We start from the raw sequence: 14,797 nt of genomic DNA, 5'->3' as shown, positions 1-14,797 counted from the left end.
ATCGAAGGTTCAGGTATTGCGCGCGAACGGTCGCCGGCTCCCTGCGCCCGGCGCTCAGGTTGAACATCCGCACGCCCCGTCACTCCTAGTGGTAAGTCCTCCCAGAAGAGACGCCGATGAATACCCATGTCACCCGGCTTGCCGCGCCACGCGAGATATCCGCCCAGCGCACTGTCACCTGGCATCTGACGCTGTTCATCCTGATCCTGATCGGAGCGCTGGGGGTGAGCGGGGCGGTAATGGGGCACATCGCAGCGCTGCAGGATGAGATGGCCCGGGAGCAGACACGGTTCTACGCCGGCAAGGCACTGCAGAACCGCATCGCCGCCTCGGAATCCCTGATCCGCACCTACGCCTTCTGGAACGACGCCTACCGATACCTCAGTCCGCCGCTCAACGCTGACTGGGCCTACCGCGAGGACAACGTCGGCCCGCTGCTGTACACCGCCAACGAGTACGAGATGGTCTGTGTGCTCAACCAGGCCGGCGAGGAGTACGTGATGCGCGACGGCCAGCCGACGCGCAGCCACTGCACCCGCGAGATGCCGGTGAACCTCGACGAGCTGCGCGATGCCGCTACGGTGGCGGCGCGGCGTGACGCAGTGGTAACGCGTTATGTGACCCTGGGCGATCAGCCAGCCATTGCCACCGCCGCACTGGTTCGCCCCACACGAGCCAACCCGCCGCTGGACGGCCCGTTGATGATCTTCGTCGACCGGCTCACCCCCGCAAAACTGCAGAAGATCGCGCGGGATTTCGGCCTGATCGCGCTGCAGGTGCGCGCTGACGATGTCCGGGTCAGCGACGGCAGCGCCGTCGACCTGGGTGATTCCGGTTTCGAACTCAGCTGGCGCACCCCCACGCCCGGCAGCGACATGCTGCATCGAATGGCCGGCGTGTGGGCGGCCGTGGTGCTGCTGGTGTTCATCTTCCTGGTCTGGCTGATCCGCGCTTCGCTGACCAACGCGCGGGTAGTCGATCACTATCAGCGCAGCCTGAAGAGCACCAATCAGGCGCTGGAAACCAGTGAACAGCGCTTCAAGGCTGTTGCCGAGGCCAGTTCCGACTGGATATGGGAAACCGACGAGAGCTTCCGGCTGACCTATCTTTCCGCGCGCTTCGAGACATTGACCGGCTACCGCATCGATGACTGGATCGGGCGGCGGATCGATGACCTGATCACCTGCGACACGACGAGCCTGGTCGCCTGGCTGGAGAAGATCCCCCAGGAAGGCCACTCCACCACGCTGACCTGCGGGTTTCGAGACGCCCACGGGCTGCGGCGCATCTGCAAGTTCACGGCGTCCGGTGCGGGCGGGCTCGGTTATCGCGGCACCAGCGCCGACATCACCCACGAGGTCGAAGCCCACGCGCGTATCCAGCACCTGTCGCTGCACGACGCCCTGACCGGGCTGCCCAACCGCGCCAAGCTCGCCAGTTTCATGGATGACCTGCTGAGCAGCGGTCGCGAGGAGCAACTGGCCGTGCTGATGCTCGACCTGGATCGCTTCAAGCCCATCAACGACACGCTCGGCCACCCGGCCGGCGATGCGGTGCTGCAGATAGTCGCCGAGCGCCTGCGCGATTCGATCCGCGGCGAGGACCTGGTGGCGCGCCTGGGTGGCGACGAGTTCGTCATCGTCGACAGCCAGTCCCAGGGGCGCGATGACGCCGAGGCTTTCTGCCGGCGCCTGGTGGCCATCATCAATCAGCCCATCGAGTACAACGGCAACCTGCTGCACATCGGCACCAGCATTGGCATCGTGCTCTCGGGCGATGCCCAGGGCGACGCCCAGAACCTGCTGCGCTGCGCGGACGTGGCGATGTACGAAGCCAAGACCGCCGGACGCAACGCCTGGCGCTTCTATTCCGAGCACATGGACCTGCAACTGAAGGCGCGCAAGCGCAGCGAGACCGAACTGCGCGAGGCCCTGCGCGAGGGCCAGCTGGAGCTGTACTACCAGCCGCGCTACCGCATCGGTGACCTGGCCATCGTCTCCGCCGAGGCGCTGCTGCGCTGGAATCACCCCTCGCGCGGATTGGTGGGGCCGGAGGAGTTCATCAAGCTGGCCGAGGAGAGCGACCTGATCATCGATATCGGCGAATGGGTGCTCGCGCAGGCTTGCCGCGAGGCGGCCGGTTGGCCGGGTTCGATGCTGGTGTCGGTGAACATCTCGCCCAGCCAGTTCACCCACGCCGACATCGTCAGTCAGGTAAAACGGGCGCTGGTGGACTCGGGACTGGCCGCCGAGCGGCTGGAACTGGAGGTCACCGAGAACACCATGCTGGGCGACGTGGAGTGTGCGCTGCTGACCATGCAGGCGCTCAAGGAACTGGGCGTGAAGCTGAACATGGACGACTTCGGCACCGGCTACTCGTCCCTGGGCTACTTGCGCGCGTACCCGTTCGACAGCATCAAGATCGACCGCCGCTTCGTTGCCACCCTCGACACCACCGGCCGCGACCGCTCCATCGTCCAGGCCATCATCGGCCTGGGCAGGGCGCTGAACCTGGCAGTCACTGCCGAGGGCGTGGAAACCGAAGATCAGCTGCGCATCCTCGAAGACGAGCAATGTGGCGAAGTGCAGGGCTTTCTGTTCAGCGAAGCGGTGGACCGGAAAAGCCTGGCTCGCCTGCTGGAGAAAACCCAGGTGGCGGCAGGTTAGGCCAGCCCAGCGCCGAGCCAGCGTGTACCGGCAGGGCAAAAAGAAGGCCCCGTCGGAAAGGGGCCAGGGGAAAGTCTGGGAAGTGTCCTTACCCTAACAGCCTGGCCTGTCGTGCCAAGCAACTTGTGGCGATAGGCCGTTTCGGTTGAGGGCATATGCCCCGTCGTGACGAAGCCGGCAGCGACGCCCCTTGTAAGAGCAGGCCATGCCCGCGAAATCGCCGACAGGCGATCTTGCGTATACGGACCTTTCTCCACGGCTGAAAAGAACGAGCCTACATACACCTCACCCGATATCCCGCCATCCTCCACCGCACTTCATCGGCATGCGGCGGAGGAGTTCGACATGCAGATCCATCAGGGCGAAAGCAAGGTCGGCGACGTACTGTCCCTCAACATCCTTCAGGGCGAAGCCGGGGAGCGGTTGATGCACCTGCTGCTGACCCAGGGCATCGAGATCGAGGTGAAGGCCATCGCGGAAAATTCCGTCACCCTTGCGGTGCGTGCACCGGGCGGCATGATGATCGTCGAGGAAATCGCCGCACCAGTCGGAGCCGCGCTTCTTCAGCCAGTTGATATCCGACAGATTGACCTGGCACAGAACGGAAACCCCTGACGCACCAACCGCATTGCGGTCTTACAAGCCTGCTGCTTAGCGTTCTCTCCGCCACGGAACAGCCGTGGCCAGGTGTGGAAGCCTGTGGACATCGCTAGCGCTGTAGTGAGGACGGCTCAACCGGCATTTGCCAGTTGGTGCGCCCTCGGTTGTCTATGGCGGACCGTGTGAGGCGGGCTATTGCCCGACCGGTCTATGGCGATGTCCACCGGCTTCCACCCTCGCACGGTCCGCCTCCCTTTCGGGTGGCGGCTCATCCAGCTGTACATGGAGTGACCGCAAGATGAAATCCCTTGATTTCCCGGCCGACAACGGCCTGCACTGCCAGAACTTCCAGCGCTTCGACCGCACCTTGCGCGGGCTGATGCTCGACCGCCAGCCGTGGTTCGTCGCCCGCGACCTGGCCCGCCTGACCAATACCCATTTGAGCGCCCACGTCCCGCGCAAGCTCGACCCCGACCAGTACCGTCGGGAACGACTGGCCGGCGGGCGCGAGGACGAACTGCTGGTCAGCGAAAGCGGCCTTTACACACTGCTGCTGGTGTACTTCTTCCACCCGGAGAACCGTAACCTGCGCCAGTGGTTGAGCAACGAAGTGGTGCCCGTGCTGCGCGATTCGCAGCAGCAGTTCGGTACCGGTCCGCGCCATTTCCAGCGCGAGGTCCAGGGCCATTCACTGGCGATGCTGCAATGGCAGGGTGGCGTCTGGATGCGCCTGAGCGACGCCGCGCGCCTGCTGGAGGGCGAGGAGCGGGCAGGGCGCTGAAACAGCACTGCATGGCCCGCGCCTGCAACACCCTGCAGGAGCGGGCCATGCCCGCGAACCGCGGACAAAGCCCGCGCCTTCCTCCTACCTTCAACCCCGTGAGCCCTGCTCACGGGTCGCGGGCGCGGCCCGCTCCTACAGGGTGCCCCTGCCGCTACCTCGACTGTAGGAGCGGGCCATGCCCGCGAAATCGCCGTCAGGCGGTGCCTCGACTTCGAATTCACCCCGCCCCGACCGGGCATTCTGCATCGAACAATCGGCGCATTCGGGCGTTCTGCTACCGGCCCCGTGCAATCACCCGATGTGCAAACCGCTCTGCGCCGAGCCTCTGGCCGACAGCGCCAAACAGGCGTGGAACTTGCTGCACGAACCTCTCTGAAGCCCTGACTCGAAAAGGAAGAGGCACAACATGCAGACACACGACAGCAAGATGGTGCTGGTCCTCGAGGAAAGGCCCGAGCAACTCCAGCGCCTGGAAGACCACCTGCTCGGCCAGGGCCACGCGGTACTCAGCGCTTTAAGCGAGGAAGAAGCCATCGAGCACCTGGTATCGTCCTCGGTCATCGACCTGTTCCTGATCGACGAGCAGCTCACCGGGCCACTGACGGGCGCTGCCCTGATCGAAGCCTGCCTGCCGTTGCGCCCGCGCATGCGCGTGCTGGTGCTGTCGCCCTGGGCAGAGAAGGGCGAGGAGGGCGCGCCTTACCCCGTGCTGCCCAAGTCGGCGGACCTCGACGAACTCGAAGGTGCCATTCAGCGCACGCTGCTCAGCCCGCCCGTGCAACCCTGGATGCTGAACTAGACTCCTGCGCAACAAAGGCCGTCCGATCAGCGGAACGGCCGCCTTCACCGGGGAGGAGAAGCACCATGCATGCATACCTGATCCGCTACAGCCGCAATGGCCAGTCCATGAGCACCGTGTTGCGACAGGAAAGCCTGAGTCGCGAGCAGGCACAGAAATTCGTCCGCGCACTGCATGGCCCGGTCGGGCGCGATTCGCGCTCGGATATCCAGGTGAGCGAGGTGCTCTGCACCCAGTGATCGGGAGCCTGACGCTCCATGAAAAACGGCGCCGATCCTTCGGCGCCGTTTTCGTACTTGCGCGATGTGCAACGAGCTGGCGAGCGTGGAAACGCCTCGCCAGCCCGGCGATCAGTGGCCGCTGTGGCTGCGCTGACCTCCCTTGCGGCCCGCGTCGGATGCGCGCGCCGGATCATTCTTGAAGTTGCCGCCACTGTGCTGGCCGCCTTTCCTGCCGGCTTCGGAAGCACGTTGGGGGTCTTCTGCAAAGTTGCCTTTACCGCCTCTATGTTCGGCCATGGGAACTACTCCGTGGGCAATGTATGTGAGAAATGAATAGGCGAATGCCGTGCATTCCCTTCATCCGAAACATATCGCGCAGGGGTGTTCGACTCTTTTTCAGAACGATCCGTCATGGCGGCGGCGAAAAATCGTTATATGTAAAGTCTTGCCGTCGGTCCGGGCTGGTTTATTGGCGAAGCCGGAAAATGGTCGTAGCGCCCGGCTCAAGCCGCTCAAATCGTTGACCTTTGCGCGGTGGCGACGAAATAGGCGAAACGGGTGATGGCCAGTGGCCGCGGTTCCATTCCCGGCGCAGCGGCGCAGGATAGGCGCAGCAACGCAGGAGAACCCCATGAATCCGCCAAGCTGTCACGATGTCGCCGAGCTCCTTCATCGGAGCTATCCGCTGTTCGACTTCACCTGCGACCGACAGGAAGACGGCCGTTACCTGATCAGCCTGCAGAGCCGCTATACCTCCACACCGCCAACCAATGTGATCGGCATTCACGGCAATGAGCTGCGCACCGACCGACAGGTAAGAGACCTTGGCATGGAGCTGATTTGCGGGTTGATGTAGGAATTTTCAGACGACTCGTTTACGCAGTCGGGCAATGAGCTTCTGCCGCTGCTCGCTGTCTGCTTCCCAGACCTTGCCGTCCAGTGCATGGCAGATCAGCCAGATTTCCTCGTTGTTGAGCATCACTGCACCGCCACCGGACTCCGCCCGGCGCTTGCGATACGCGGCCTGTTTCTCGGCGTTGGTCATGGCGCCTTCCTTGCGGGGGCGGCCCTTGCGCGGCGATTCGAAGGCGTCGCGAGTGGCTTTGTCCTTGGCGTCTTTCATGCTGGCTCTCTTGAAGGTCTGGTAACGCGTTACCTAAATATGGTCGATCTTTGGGTAACGCGTTACTAATAATAGCTGTAGCGGCAGGCCCCGCCAATCGTCGGCTGGCGGGGTGGGGAAGATAAAACCGGGCTATTCCTGCAATGCACACCCACAGCACGCACCGACAAGGAAGGAGGCTGACGTGGAACGACTGCGAAAGGTACTGATGGCCTCGGCTTTCAACGAGACCTGCGTGGTTCAGGTGCTGCGTGAGGCCGCACTCAAGGCCGCCACTCCCGATACGGCAACGGCGCTGATGGCGGCCGCGTTGTTGCTGGAACACGACGCTGAAACCCTGCTTCACGCCGCCCACCGGATCGACCTCGTCCTGCACCATGCACCTGCCGAAGGCGGCACGATCTCCCTGGTCGTGATGGACTGAGCCGCATGCCGATGGCCTGGTCGCCATTCTCTTTGAACCGCCCACGCCGACGCCCGGTCAGTGCTTGAAATACAGCCAGATACCCGGAGGCGCCATGCAGGACGAATCCCTGACAAAGCGGTACCACGTCAGCTTTGTGAGAGATGGACGGGCGTTCGAATTCGAGGCCGAAGACGAGTCCATGAGCGAGGCGCGGGCGTGGAGCCATGTCGCGCGATACCTGCATATTCCGACCCACGACCTGCGCGGCTACCAGAAGCGCTACCACACCATCCGGCGCAATGTGGAGGCGCACAACGTGCAGGACGTTTCCTTTCGAGCAGTGGGGGCTGGCGACTAGGAAAGTGCCTCAGACTTGAGCGCGGCGAGGCTTACGTCGCTGATGGTGATGCCGCAGGCGCCCAGCCACGATTCGACCTCCGCGGTGGCGTGCAACGGACGGGGTTGCTCGGGAAATTCACGGACGTAGATGGAAAAGGCGACGGCCTTGATGTGAGGGAGAGTTCGCGCACGCATGAACAGATGGCGGTCCTCGCCATTGAATCGATACTCGATCAGCCAGTGCATGTCGTTCTGCTTCCTTGGCAGAGCCGACCTGCAGAATGGGCTTGGGCAAGAGTAGCCCCTGATCACTCAGGGGCAATGCCGGCCATCGGCCGAGCGCTCTGGATTGAGCTTCAGGCGGCCGCTTCCGTGGTTTTCTCGCGCCCGGCGCGTACGTCGAAGGCACCGCCGGTAAGTACGCCGTCCACCGTCACGCGGCCCTTGCCGGGCAGCAGCGGGAACACCAGTTCGGCGAAGCGATAAGCCTCTTCCAGATGCGGATAACCCGACAGCACGAAGCTGTCAACGCCCAGCGCGGCGTACTCCAGCAAGCGTTCGGCAACGGTTTGCGGATCGCCCACCAGCGCCGTGCCGGCGCCACCGCGCACCAGCCCGACACCGGCCCAGAGGTTCGGCGCCACTTCCAGCTTGTTGCGATCACCACCATGCAGCGCAGCCATGCGCTGCTGACCGACCGAATCCATCTTCGCGTAGTTGGATTGCGCGGCGGCGATGGTGGCGTCATCCAGGTGGCTGATCAGTTCGTCCGCGGCGGCCCAGGCTTTCTCGTTGGTCTCGCGAACGATGACATGCAGGCGCACACCGAAGCGAACCGTACGCCCCTGGCGCGCCGCGCGTTCGCGCACGTCGGCGATCTTCTCGGCCACGGCGGCGGGCGGCTCGCCCCAGGTCAGGTAGGCATCCACGTGCCTGGCGGCCAGGTCATGTGCGGCAGGGGAGGAGCCGCCGAAGTAGAGCGGTGGGTAGGGTTTCTGCACGGGCGGGAAGAAATTCTGCGCGCCGTTGACCTTCAGATGCTTGCCGGCGAAATCCACGGTTTCACCTGATAGCAGACGGCGCCAGATGGTCAGGAACTCGTCGGAAGCGGCGTAACGCTCATCATGACTGAGGAATACGCCGTCAGCTTCCAGTTCGGTGCTGTCGCCGCCGGGCACGACATTGAGCAGCAAGCGACCACCGCTGGCCTGGTCCAGGGTCGCAGCCTGGCGCGCCGAGGCTGTGGGGTTGCCCAGCGAGGTGCGCAGGGCAACCAGCAGCTTGATGCGCTGGGTGACCGGCACCAGGCTGGCGGCCGTTACCCACGGGTCGAGACAGCTGCTGCCGGTGGGGATCAGCAGGCCGTCATAGCCGAGCTGGTCGGCGGCCACGGCGATCTGCCGCATGTATTCGTTGGTGGCCGGGCGGCCGCTGCTGGAATGGCCCAGGTAGCGGGTGTCGCCGGAAGTCGGCAGGAACCAGAAAATATCGAGACTCATGGGATGTCCTCGTTGCCATCGTCGAAATGGGGCGTCGCCCCGTCGGTGCACGCGTGGCAAGTCTTCATTGGAATTCGGGCCCGGCAGCCGTCGTCGGTACGTTCGGTCAGGCAGAAAGAGAAAAGGGCGGCTGCATGGCGGGCATTGCACGGCAGCAAGGCCTGTGCCAGAGCGGGAGGCCGCGGATTTCGCGCCTCTGATGGCAAAAGGGTGTTGCCGCAGCAACATCACTGTTGATTCGCTGTTGCTACAGAAACACTTCTGTCCTACGAAAAAGACATTAGGTTATGCCTTCCGGCGATTTGTCCTGCGCGGCGCGACCGATCAGGATAGGCAATCGTGATTGAAAGCCCCCGTGAATCAAGGAACACAGCAAGCGATGAACGACGCCAATCGACTGAACGAGAATGGCCCGGTGAACTGGCAACTGGCGCAGATCGTCGAGGACCTGCGTGGCGCCCGAAATGAATGGCGCAGCCGCACAGGCCGCCACCCGGAGCAGGGCGGTCGTGAACTGCCTTCGCGCCAGTCCATCGAGGAAGTGGTGGAGCGCCTGGCCAGCGCGCTGTTCCCCATGCGCCTTGGCCCGAACGACCTGCGCGAAGAGAGTGAGGACTTCTTCGTCGGCCATACCCTGGACGCCGCGCTGAATGCGCTGCTGGTACAGGCCCGGCTGGAGCTGCGCTACAGCGCGCGGCAGCGCGGTGATGTGGTGGACGGCCGGGTCGATGAGCATGCCGTGGTGCTGGTGCGCGACTTCGCACGCGCGCTGCCGGAGATGCGCAGGCTGCTCGACGCCGACGTGATGGCCGCCTACCAGGGAGATCCTGCTGCACGCAGCGTTGACGAGGTACTGCTGTGCTACCCGGGCGTGGTGGCGATCATTCACCACCGCCTCGCGCATCATCTGTACAACGCCGGCCTGCCGCTGCTGGCGCGGATCATCTCGGAGCTGGCGCACTCGGCGACCGGCATCGACATCCACCCTGGCGCGCAGATCGGCAGCAGCTTCTTCATCGACCATGGCACCGGTGTGGTGATCGGAGAAACGGCGATCATCGGCAAACAGGTGCGCATCTATCAGGCCGTGACCCTGGGTGCGAAGCGCTTTACCTCCGACGAAACCGGCCAGCTGCACAAGGGCGAACCGCGTCACCCGATCGTCGAGGACGAAGTGGTGATCTACGCCGGCGCCACCATTCTCGGCCGCGTGACCATCGGCAAGGGCTCGACCATCGGCGGCAACGTCTGGCTGACCCGCAGCGTTCCGCCGGGCAGCCAGGTCAGTCAGGCCAGCCTGCAGCACGATGAGAGCCGTTGCGGAAAGGACTGACCGGCACTACCTGCGGACACGCAAAGCGAAGCGGGGGAGTTGACAGCTCTCCCGCTCCTTCAGCAGTATCCGTCAGACATTTCGCGCAACCTGATATTGGGTAAGAGAGCTCCATGTTCTCCATCTTCAACCACTCGCTCTCCGCTTCGGGCTTCCTTGCCCGGGCCTGCGCGTGCGTTGTCGTTGCCAAGAAATCGAAGAAACAGTCGCTCATTTGACCGGGGCGCTGTCCCGTCAGATGGGCTGACAGGACACAAGGCGCAAGGTCGAACCTCCCTCCCGCTTGATTCCCGCATCCCTCCCTGACGGCGACCCGACGGTCAGCCAACAGGAGTTTTTGCATGTCGAATTTTCGTGGAATCTGGGTGGCACTGGTCACTCCCTTTCGTGATGGTGCGGTGGACTATCCGGCGCTGCAGGGGCTGGTGGCGCAATTGCTGGAACAGGGCGTCGCGGGCTTTGTGGTCTGCGGCACCACGGGCGAGGCGGCCGCACTGAGCCATGAAGAACAGCTGGAAGTGCTCGATGCCGTGTTGCAGTGGGTGCCCGCGCAGCAGGTGATCATGGGGCTGGCAGGCAACAATCAGCGCGAGCTGCTGACCTTCCTGCAGGACATTCAGCGCCGCCCGGTGGCGGGCGTGCTGGTGCCGGCGCCGTACTACATTCGCCCATCCCAGGCCGGGTTGGAGGCGTTCTTCCGCACCGTGGCCGACGCCGCCAGTGTCCCGGTGGTGCTCTACGACATTCCCTACCGCACCGGCGCGCGCATCGAGCGCGAGACGCTGCGTCGTATCGTGCGCCATCCGAACATCGTGGCGATCAAGGATTGCGCGGGCGATGTGGAAACCACCCTGGCGTTGATTGCGGACGGCCAGGTTGAGGTGCTCACCGGCGAAGACCTGCAGATCTACACCAACCTCTGCCTGGGCGGCGCCGGCGCCATCTCGGCTTCTTCCCATGTGCGCGCCGATCTCTACGTGCGGATGTTCCGGCAGATGGAAGAGGGCGACCTGATCTCCGCGCGACGTACGTTCTACCGGCTGTTGCCGTGGATGCAGGCGGCTTTCGCCGAGCCCAATCCTGCTGCCGTGAAAGGTGCGCTGGCGCTCCAGGGGTTGATCGCCAACGAGGTGCGCGAACCGATGCAGGCTTGCACGCCGACAACGCTGGAGCGTCTGAAAAGCGTGCTGGAGGACTTGGCCGACTAGGCGCTGCCGGCACGCACCCGGTGCTCCGGCTCTAATGTCTGCGCGGATTCTGTACAGGATAAGCTACAAGAATACGCCTGGTAACGCGTTACCTTAAATCGAGCGATTTCCGCGTAACGCGTTACGATCGTGCCAGTACCGGCGTGCCGGAAATTCGCAGAAAACCCAGTAATGACGGGTGTTTGATAAATATTGAGTTCTGCTGACAACATTAAATCCCCCCGCTGTTAACCGTTCGCATCTCCCGATCAAGCCGTGATCTAAGCTCGCCGCCGCTTCAACCCTGTAACAAATAAAACACACCGAGCGGGATCACATGAAGTCCTCCTATAAGTGCCATGGAATGCAGCGCACTTGCGTGCGTGCGCCTCAACTTTCTGCAATCACTCTTGCCCTCGTCGCAGCGAACCTGGCTCCCCAGGTTGCCTGTGCAGGGGTCTATACCGCCTCCAACCAGAGCGAGTTGCAGGCAGCGGTCGTCGCCGCCAACGCCGACGCCGACAGCAGCTCCACGATCAACCTGACCGCCAGCTTTTCCTTCACTGGCGCGACCCTTGTCACGACGAAGTCCATCACCATCGATACCCAGGGCTTCGTGCTGACCAGTATCTACAGCACCATTCCGATCAATTCGAACTACACCTTCGAAGGCACCTACGTCGGCGCGGCGAGTGCAACCACGCCGGGATATGGCCTCGCCGTTGGCAATGGCGTGTTCGTCAATAACGGCACGGTGACCGGCGGCCAGGGCATTGGCAGCAACGTCTCCGGCAATACTGGCCTCGCCGTTTCGACCAGAGCGACGCTCACCAACAACGGCACGATCACCGGCGGCGCTGCGACCAATTTCAATGCGTCCAGCACCGGCCTGGGTTCGGGGGTCTCGCTGGCGAGCACCGCTTCCAACCTGGTGAACTCCGGTAGCGGCGTCATCGTTGGCGGGACCAGCGACGGCGGCGTGTCTGCCGCAGGGGTTTTCAATGGAGTGTCGGTCGGCACCAGTATCATCAACCAGGGCATCATCCGCGGCGGAGCCGCTCTGAACGGCGGTACCGGCGGCATGGGCATCCGCCTCACACAGGGCACCAGCACGATCACCAACTCCGGGCTGATCGAGGCCGGTGACGGTGCTGCGGCGATCTACATGTTCAGGCCCACCGGCAACCTCACCATCGTCAACTCCGGGCGTATCAATGCGGGCAGCGGTTATGCCAACGCCGTCGAGTTCGCCACCGGCGCCGGCCTTTCGACGCTGGAGCTGCAGGCAGGCTCGGACATTCGCGGCAATGTAATCGCCAGCGCGACCAATACCGCCGATATCTTCCGCCTGGGCGGGAACCTCGATGACCAGTTCGACGTATCCAGCCTCGGTGCGCAGTATCAGAACTTCGATATCTTCCAGAAAACCGGCAGCAGCACCTGGTCGCTGATCGGCGACAGTACTGTCACTGCCCCCTGGAACGTACAGCAGGGCACCCTGCAGCTCGGCAACGGCGGCACCAGCGGCACCCTCGCCGGCGATGTAGTCGTCGACAGCGGCGCCACCTTCGCCTTCAACCGCAGCGACACCTATACCTTCAACCGGCAGATCACCGGTGCGGGTGGCGTGGCGCAGAACGGCAGCGGCACTACGCTCCTGACCGACGTCTACACCTACACCGGCCCGACCACCGTCAACCTCGGCACCCTGGCCATCGACGGCTCGATCACCAGCCCGGTGACGGTGAATGCCCTGGGCACCCTGTCCGGCAGCGGCACTGTGATCGGCAACGTCAGCAACAGTGGCACTATCACCCCGGGCGGCGGTTCCGGCGTGCTGACCATCGATGGCGACTACATCGGCAATGGCGGCGTGGTGGCCGTCAACACCGTGCTGGGCGACGACAGCTCGGCGACTGGCCGCCTGGTGATCACCGGCGATACCTCCGGCACTGGTACCATCCGGGTCACCAACGTCGGCGGGCTGGGTGCACCGACCGTGGAAGGCATCAAGCTGATCGACGTCCAGGGCCTGTCCAACGGCCTGTTCACCCTCGCTGGCAACTACACCTATCAGGGCCAGCCGGCTGTCGTGGCGGGCGCCTACGCCTATCGCCTGTACCAGAACGGCGTGACGGCCTCCAATGACGGCGGCTGGTACCTGCGTTCCTCGCTGGATGCGCCGGTCACTCCTCCGGTTACTCCTCCCGTGACTCCGCCAGTAACGCCTCCGGTGACACCGCCCGTAGTTCCTCCGGTGACGCCGCCGTCCGGACCGCTGCTGGCGCCGACAGTTGCCCTGTACGAGAGCTACTCCAGCGTCCTGCAGCGCTTCAACGAACTTGGCACCTTGCAGCAGCGCGTCGGCAACCGCTACTGGCAGCCGGACGCCGAACTGCAAAGCGAAGCGAAAGATGGCCGGCCTGCCATCGGTCGCGGTGCGTGGGTGAGGGCAGAGGGCTCCGATTCGCAGATCGACCCATCGTCCAGCACCAGCAGCGCCAACTACGACGTGCACCTGTGGAAGTTCGAAGCCGGCTTCGACGCACCGGTCTATGAGAGCGACGCCGGCACCCTGGTCGTCGGCCCGACCCTGCATTACGGCACCGCCAACTCCGGCGTGACCTCGAAGTACGGCGATGGCTCCATCGACGTGACCGGCTACGGCTTCGGCGGCGCGGCCACCTGGTACGGCAACGACGGCACCTATGTGGACGGCCAGGCGACTGTCAGCTGGTACGACAGCGACCTGCGCTCTTCGCAGCTGGGCAAGAAGCTGGAGAACGGCAACCGTGGCAACGGTGTGGCCGTTGGCGTTGAAGTCGGCCATCGCGTGGCGCTGAACCAGACCTGGTCGGTGACGCCGCAGGCCCAGCTGAGCTGGTCGCAGGTGAGCTTCGACTCGTTCCGCGACGACTACGACGCCAAGGTCTCCGACGACAACGGCGACAGTCAGGTCTCGCGCCTGGGCGTATCCCTGGACCGCGAAACCCAGTGGACCGCCAGCAACGGCAAGACCAGCCGCTCGCACCTCTACGGCATCACCAACCTGTACTACGACTTCGCCAACGGGACTTCGGCCAACGTGTCGGACCTGCATGTGAAGAGTGAGGAACAGGCGCTGTGGGCCGGCCTGGGTGTCGGCGCATCGCTGAACTGGGACGACGACCGTTCCATGCTCTTCGGCGAACTGCTGGGCCGCACCAGCCTGCAGGACTTCGGCGACAGCCACTCGGTCGGCGCCAAGGTCGGCGTGCGGGTGATGTGGTAAGCGAGGCGCCGAAGAGGCGGGTGAGGGTGTAGGTGACCCAGAAGCTCGGCACGGCATCCACGCCGAGCTTCCACGCTGCGAAAATGGCGGCGAGGAGGGCGCCGCACAGCATCACGCCCACTGTGGTGGACATGATCTTGTTGACCCGGAAGGCCAGCGTGGCCTCCGGGACCTTGTTCAGCTCATACCGGGATTCATGGCGAGGCGTCTCCTTCGCGGCAACTGGGTGGCGTGGAGGAGAGCCTACGGGGCGAAACCTGGCTGGGACTGAGGTCGTGTCTGGTTGCCCAGCTCGATATCGTCGCCTTTGCGCAAGGTCACCTTGATCCCTGTGTCCTGGGTAAAGCCTTCGCTCCAGGCTTTGGTCAGCGACTCGTGCTGGGCATCGTAGACCACGATGCCGTCGTCATCCGATGCCGTCGTCATCCGAAGCCGCCCGTGTCGATTCCGCGCCCAGCAACGCCGCGCTCCGATCGCCAGCAGGACGGTCAGCGAGGCTCCGCACAATTTCATCAAACGCCGCTCTTATCTATCAATCCGAGAGTGGCGGCGATATTCGCCTGTCGGCT

The 14,797-nt window shown here is 63.9% G+C and carries 15 protein-coding genes and 1 pseudogene; 11 read left to right on the top strand and 5 right to left on the bottom strand.

What is annotated here, in order from left to right:
* Positions 1 to 116 precede the first annotated feature (116 nt).
* The 5 genes from IB255_RS18485 (at position 117) to IB255_RS18465 (ending at position 5,088) form a co-directional block, all read left to right on the top strand.
* Entirely contained in the window at positions 117 to 2,666 is a 2,550-nt protein-coding gene (locus tag IB255_RS18485; RefSeq protein WP_192210651.1) for an EAL domain-containing protein, read from the top strand.
* 345 nt (positions 2,667 to 3,011) lie between these two features.
* Entirely contained in the window at positions 3,012 to 3,281 is a 270-nt protein-coding gene (locus IB255_RS18480; protein ID WP_192210650.1) for a hypothetical protein, read from the top strand.
* Between the two features lie 283 nt (positions 3,282 to 3,564).
* Positions 3,565 to 4,047 (top strand): Bro-N domain-containing protein, encoded by a 483-nt coding sequence (locus tag IB255_RS18475; protein ID WP_081519885.1) that lies wholly within the window; start codon positions 3,565 to 3,567, stop codon positions 4,045 to 4,047.
* 409 nt (positions 4,048 to 4,456) lie between these two features.
* Entirely contained in the window at positions 4,457 to 4,849 is a 393-nt protein-coding gene (locus IB255_RS18470) for a response regulator (protein ID WP_081519886.1), read from the top strand.
* 65 nt (positions 4,850 to 4,914) lie between these two features.
* On the top strand, positions 4,915 to 5,088 hold the full coding sequence (locus IB255_RS18465) for a hypothetical protein (RefSeq protein WP_167523186.1): 174 nt from the start codon (positions 4,915 to 4,917) through the stop codon (positions 5,086 to 5,088).
* A 111-nt stretch (positions 5,089 to 5,199) separates the two neighbouring features.
* Here the strand turns inward: IB255_RS18465 and IB255_RS18460 are convergent, their stop codons facing one another.
* Positions 5,200 to 5,367 carry a general stress protein gene (locus tag IB255_RS18460; protein WP_081519887.1) on the bottom strand — a complete coding sequence of 56 codons (168 nt, stop codon included), beginning with the start codon at positions 5,365 to 5,367 and terminating at the stop codon, positions 5,200 to 5,202.
* A gap of 334 nt (positions 5,368 to 5,701) precedes the next feature.
* On the opposite strand from IB255_RS18460, the gene IB255_RS18455 reads away from it, so the two are divergent.
* Positions 5,702 to 5,926, top strand: coding sequence for a hypothetical protein (locus tag IB255_RS18455; protein ID WP_081519888.1), 225 nt, complete (start codon positions 5,702 to 5,704; stop codon positions 5,924 to 5,926).
* 6 nt (positions 5,927 to 5,932) lie between these two features.
* Here IB255_RS18455 and IB255_RS18450 read toward each other — a convergent pair whose 3' ends face one another.
* A complete protein-coding gene (locus IB255_RS18450; RefSeq protein ID WP_081519889.1) occupies positions 5,933 to 6,193 on the bottom strand; it encodes a hypothetical protein in 261 nt (86 codons plus the stop codon).
* 184 nt (positions 6,194 to 6,377) lie between these two features.
* Here IB255_RS18450 and IB255_RS18445 point away from each other — a divergent pair, with 184 nt between their 5' ends.
* Together IB255_RS18445 and IB255_RS18440 are read left to right on the top strand one after the other, a co-directional pair.
* A complete protein-coding gene (locus IB255_RS18445) occupies positions 6,378 to 6,617 on the top strand; it encodes a hypothetical protein (protein ID WP_139791649.1) in 240 nt (79 codons plus the stop codon).
* 94 nt (positions 6,618 to 6,711) lie between these two features.
* Complete coding sequence (locus IB255_RS18440) at positions 6,712 to 6,957, top strand: hypothetical protein (RefSeq protein ID WP_192210649.1); 246 nt, start codon at positions 6,712 to 6,714, stop codon at positions 6,955 to 6,957.
* Here the strand turns inward: IB255_RS18440 and IB255_RS18435 are convergent.
* Positions 6,954 to 7,184 (bottom strand): hypothetical protein, encoded by a 231-nt coding sequence (locus tag IB255_RS18435; RefSeq protein WP_081519892.1) that lies wholly within the window; start codon positions 7,182 to 7,184, stop codon positions 6,954 to 6,956. The two genes, IB255_RS18440 and IB255_RS18435, sit on opposite strands and share 4 nt — an antisense overlap.
* A 110-nt stretch (positions 7,185 to 7,294) precedes the next feature.
* A complete protein-coding gene (ssuD, locus tag IB255_RS18430; protein ID WP_192210648.1) occupies positions 7,295 to 8,437 on the bottom strand; it encodes an FMNH2-dependent alkanesulfonate monooxygenase in 1,143 nt (380 codons plus the stop codon).
* Between the two features lie 379 nt (positions 8,438 to 8,816).
* Here ssuD and epsC point away from each other — a divergent pair, with 379 nt between their 5' ends.
* The 3 genes from epsC to IB255_RS18415 all read left to right on the top strand — a co-directional run bounded on the left by epsC (position 8,817) and on the right by IB255_RS18415 (position 14,228).
* Complete coding sequence (gene epsC / locus IB255_RS18425; protein ID WP_139791650.1) at positions 8,817 to 9,770, top strand: serine O-acetyltransferase EpsC; 954 nt, start codon at positions 8,817 to 8,819, stop codon at positions 9,768 to 9,770.
* 341 nt (positions 9,771 to 10,111) lie between these two features.
* Positions 10,112 to 10,978 (top strand): 4-hydroxy-tetrahydrodipicolinate synthase, encoded by an 867-nt coding sequence (gene dapA, locus IB255_RS18420; protein WP_081519894.1) that lies wholly within the window; start codon positions 10,112 to 10,114, stop codon positions 10,976 to 10,978.
* Between the two features lie 343 nt (positions 10,979 to 11,321).
* Positions 11,322 to 14,228 (top strand): autotransporter outer membrane beta-barrel domain-containing protein, encoded by a 2,907-nt coding sequence (locus IB255_RS18415; protein WP_192210647.1) that lies wholly within the window; start codon positions 11,322 to 11,324, stop codon positions 14,226 to 14,228.
* 279 nt (positions 14,229 to 14,507) lie between these two features.
* On the opposite strand, the pseudogene IB255_RS18410 reads toward IB255_RS18415, so the two are convergent.
* A pseudogene (locus IB255_RS18410) lies at positions 14,508 to 14,645 on the bottom strand (iron ABC transporter substrate-binding protein); the annotation flags it as partial.
* Positions 14,646 to 14,797 lie beyond the last annotated feature (152 nt).

This window comes from Pseudomonas sp. PDM22, from assembly GCF_014851965.1.
Classification (GTDB): Bacteria; Pseudomonadota; Gammaproteobacteria; order Pseudomonadales; family Pseudomonadaceae; genus Pseudomonas.
Note: the sequence above shows the minus strand (reverse complement) of the source record. Positions and strands in the feature narration are given on the sequence as shown.

Bases quoted from the DNA above. Each gene is read 5' to 3' on its own strand.
- IB255_RS18485 (WP_192210651.1), top strand. From the start codon at position 117: ATGAATACCCATGTCACCCGGCTTGCCGCGCCACGCGAGATATCCGCC.
- IB255_RS18480 (WP_192210650.1), top strand. From the start codon at position 3,012: ATGCAGATCCATCAGGGCGAAAGCAAGGTCGGCGACGTACTGTCCCTC.
- IB255_RS18475 (WP_081519885.1), top strand. From the start codon at position 3,565: ATGAAATCCCTTGATTTCCCGGCCGACAACGGCCTGCACTGCCAGAAC.
- IB255_RS18470 (WP_081519886.1), top strand. From the start codon at position 4,457: ATGCAGACACACGACAGCAAGATGGTGCTGGTCCTCGAGGAAAGGCCC.
- IB255_RS18465 (WP_167523186.1), top strand. From the start codon at position 4,915: ATGCATGCATACCTGATCCGCTACAGCCGCAATGGCCAGTCCATGAGC.
- IB255_RS18460 (WP_081519887.1), bottom strand. From the start codon at position 5,367: ATGGCCGAACATAGAGGCGGTAAAGGCAACTTTGCAGAAGACCCCCAA.
- IB255_RS18455 (WP_081519888.1), top strand. From the start codon at position 5,702: ATGAATCCGCCAAGCTGTCACGATGTCGCCGAGCTCCTTCATCGGAGC.
- IB255_RS18450 (WP_081519889.1), bottom strand. From the start codon at position 6,193: ATGAAAGACGCCAAGGACAAAGCCACTCGCGACGCCTTCGAATCGCCG.
- IB255_RS18440 (WP_192210649.1), top strand. From the start codon at position 6,712: ATGCAGGACGAATCCCTGACAAAGCGGTACCACGTCAGCTTTGTGAGA.
- IB255_RS18435 (WP_081519892.1), bottom strand. From the start codon at position 7,184: ATGCACTGGCTGATCGAGTATCGATTCAATGGCGAGGACCGCCATCTG.
- ssuD (WP_192210648.1), bottom strand. From the start codon at position 8,437: ATGAGTCTCGATATTTTCTGGTTCCTGCCGACTTCCGGCGACACCCGC.
- epsC (WP_139791650.1), top strand. From the start codon at position 8,817: ATGAACGACGCCAATCGACTGAACGAGAATGGCCCGGTGAACTGGCAA.
- dapA (WP_081519894.1), top strand. From the start codon at position 10,112: ATGTCGAATTTTCGTGGAATCTGGGTGGCACTGGTCACTCCCTTTCGT.
- IB255_RS18415 (WP_192210647.1), top strand. From the start codon at position 11,322: ATGCAGCGCACTTGCGTGCGTGCGCCTCAACTTTCTGCAATCACTCTT.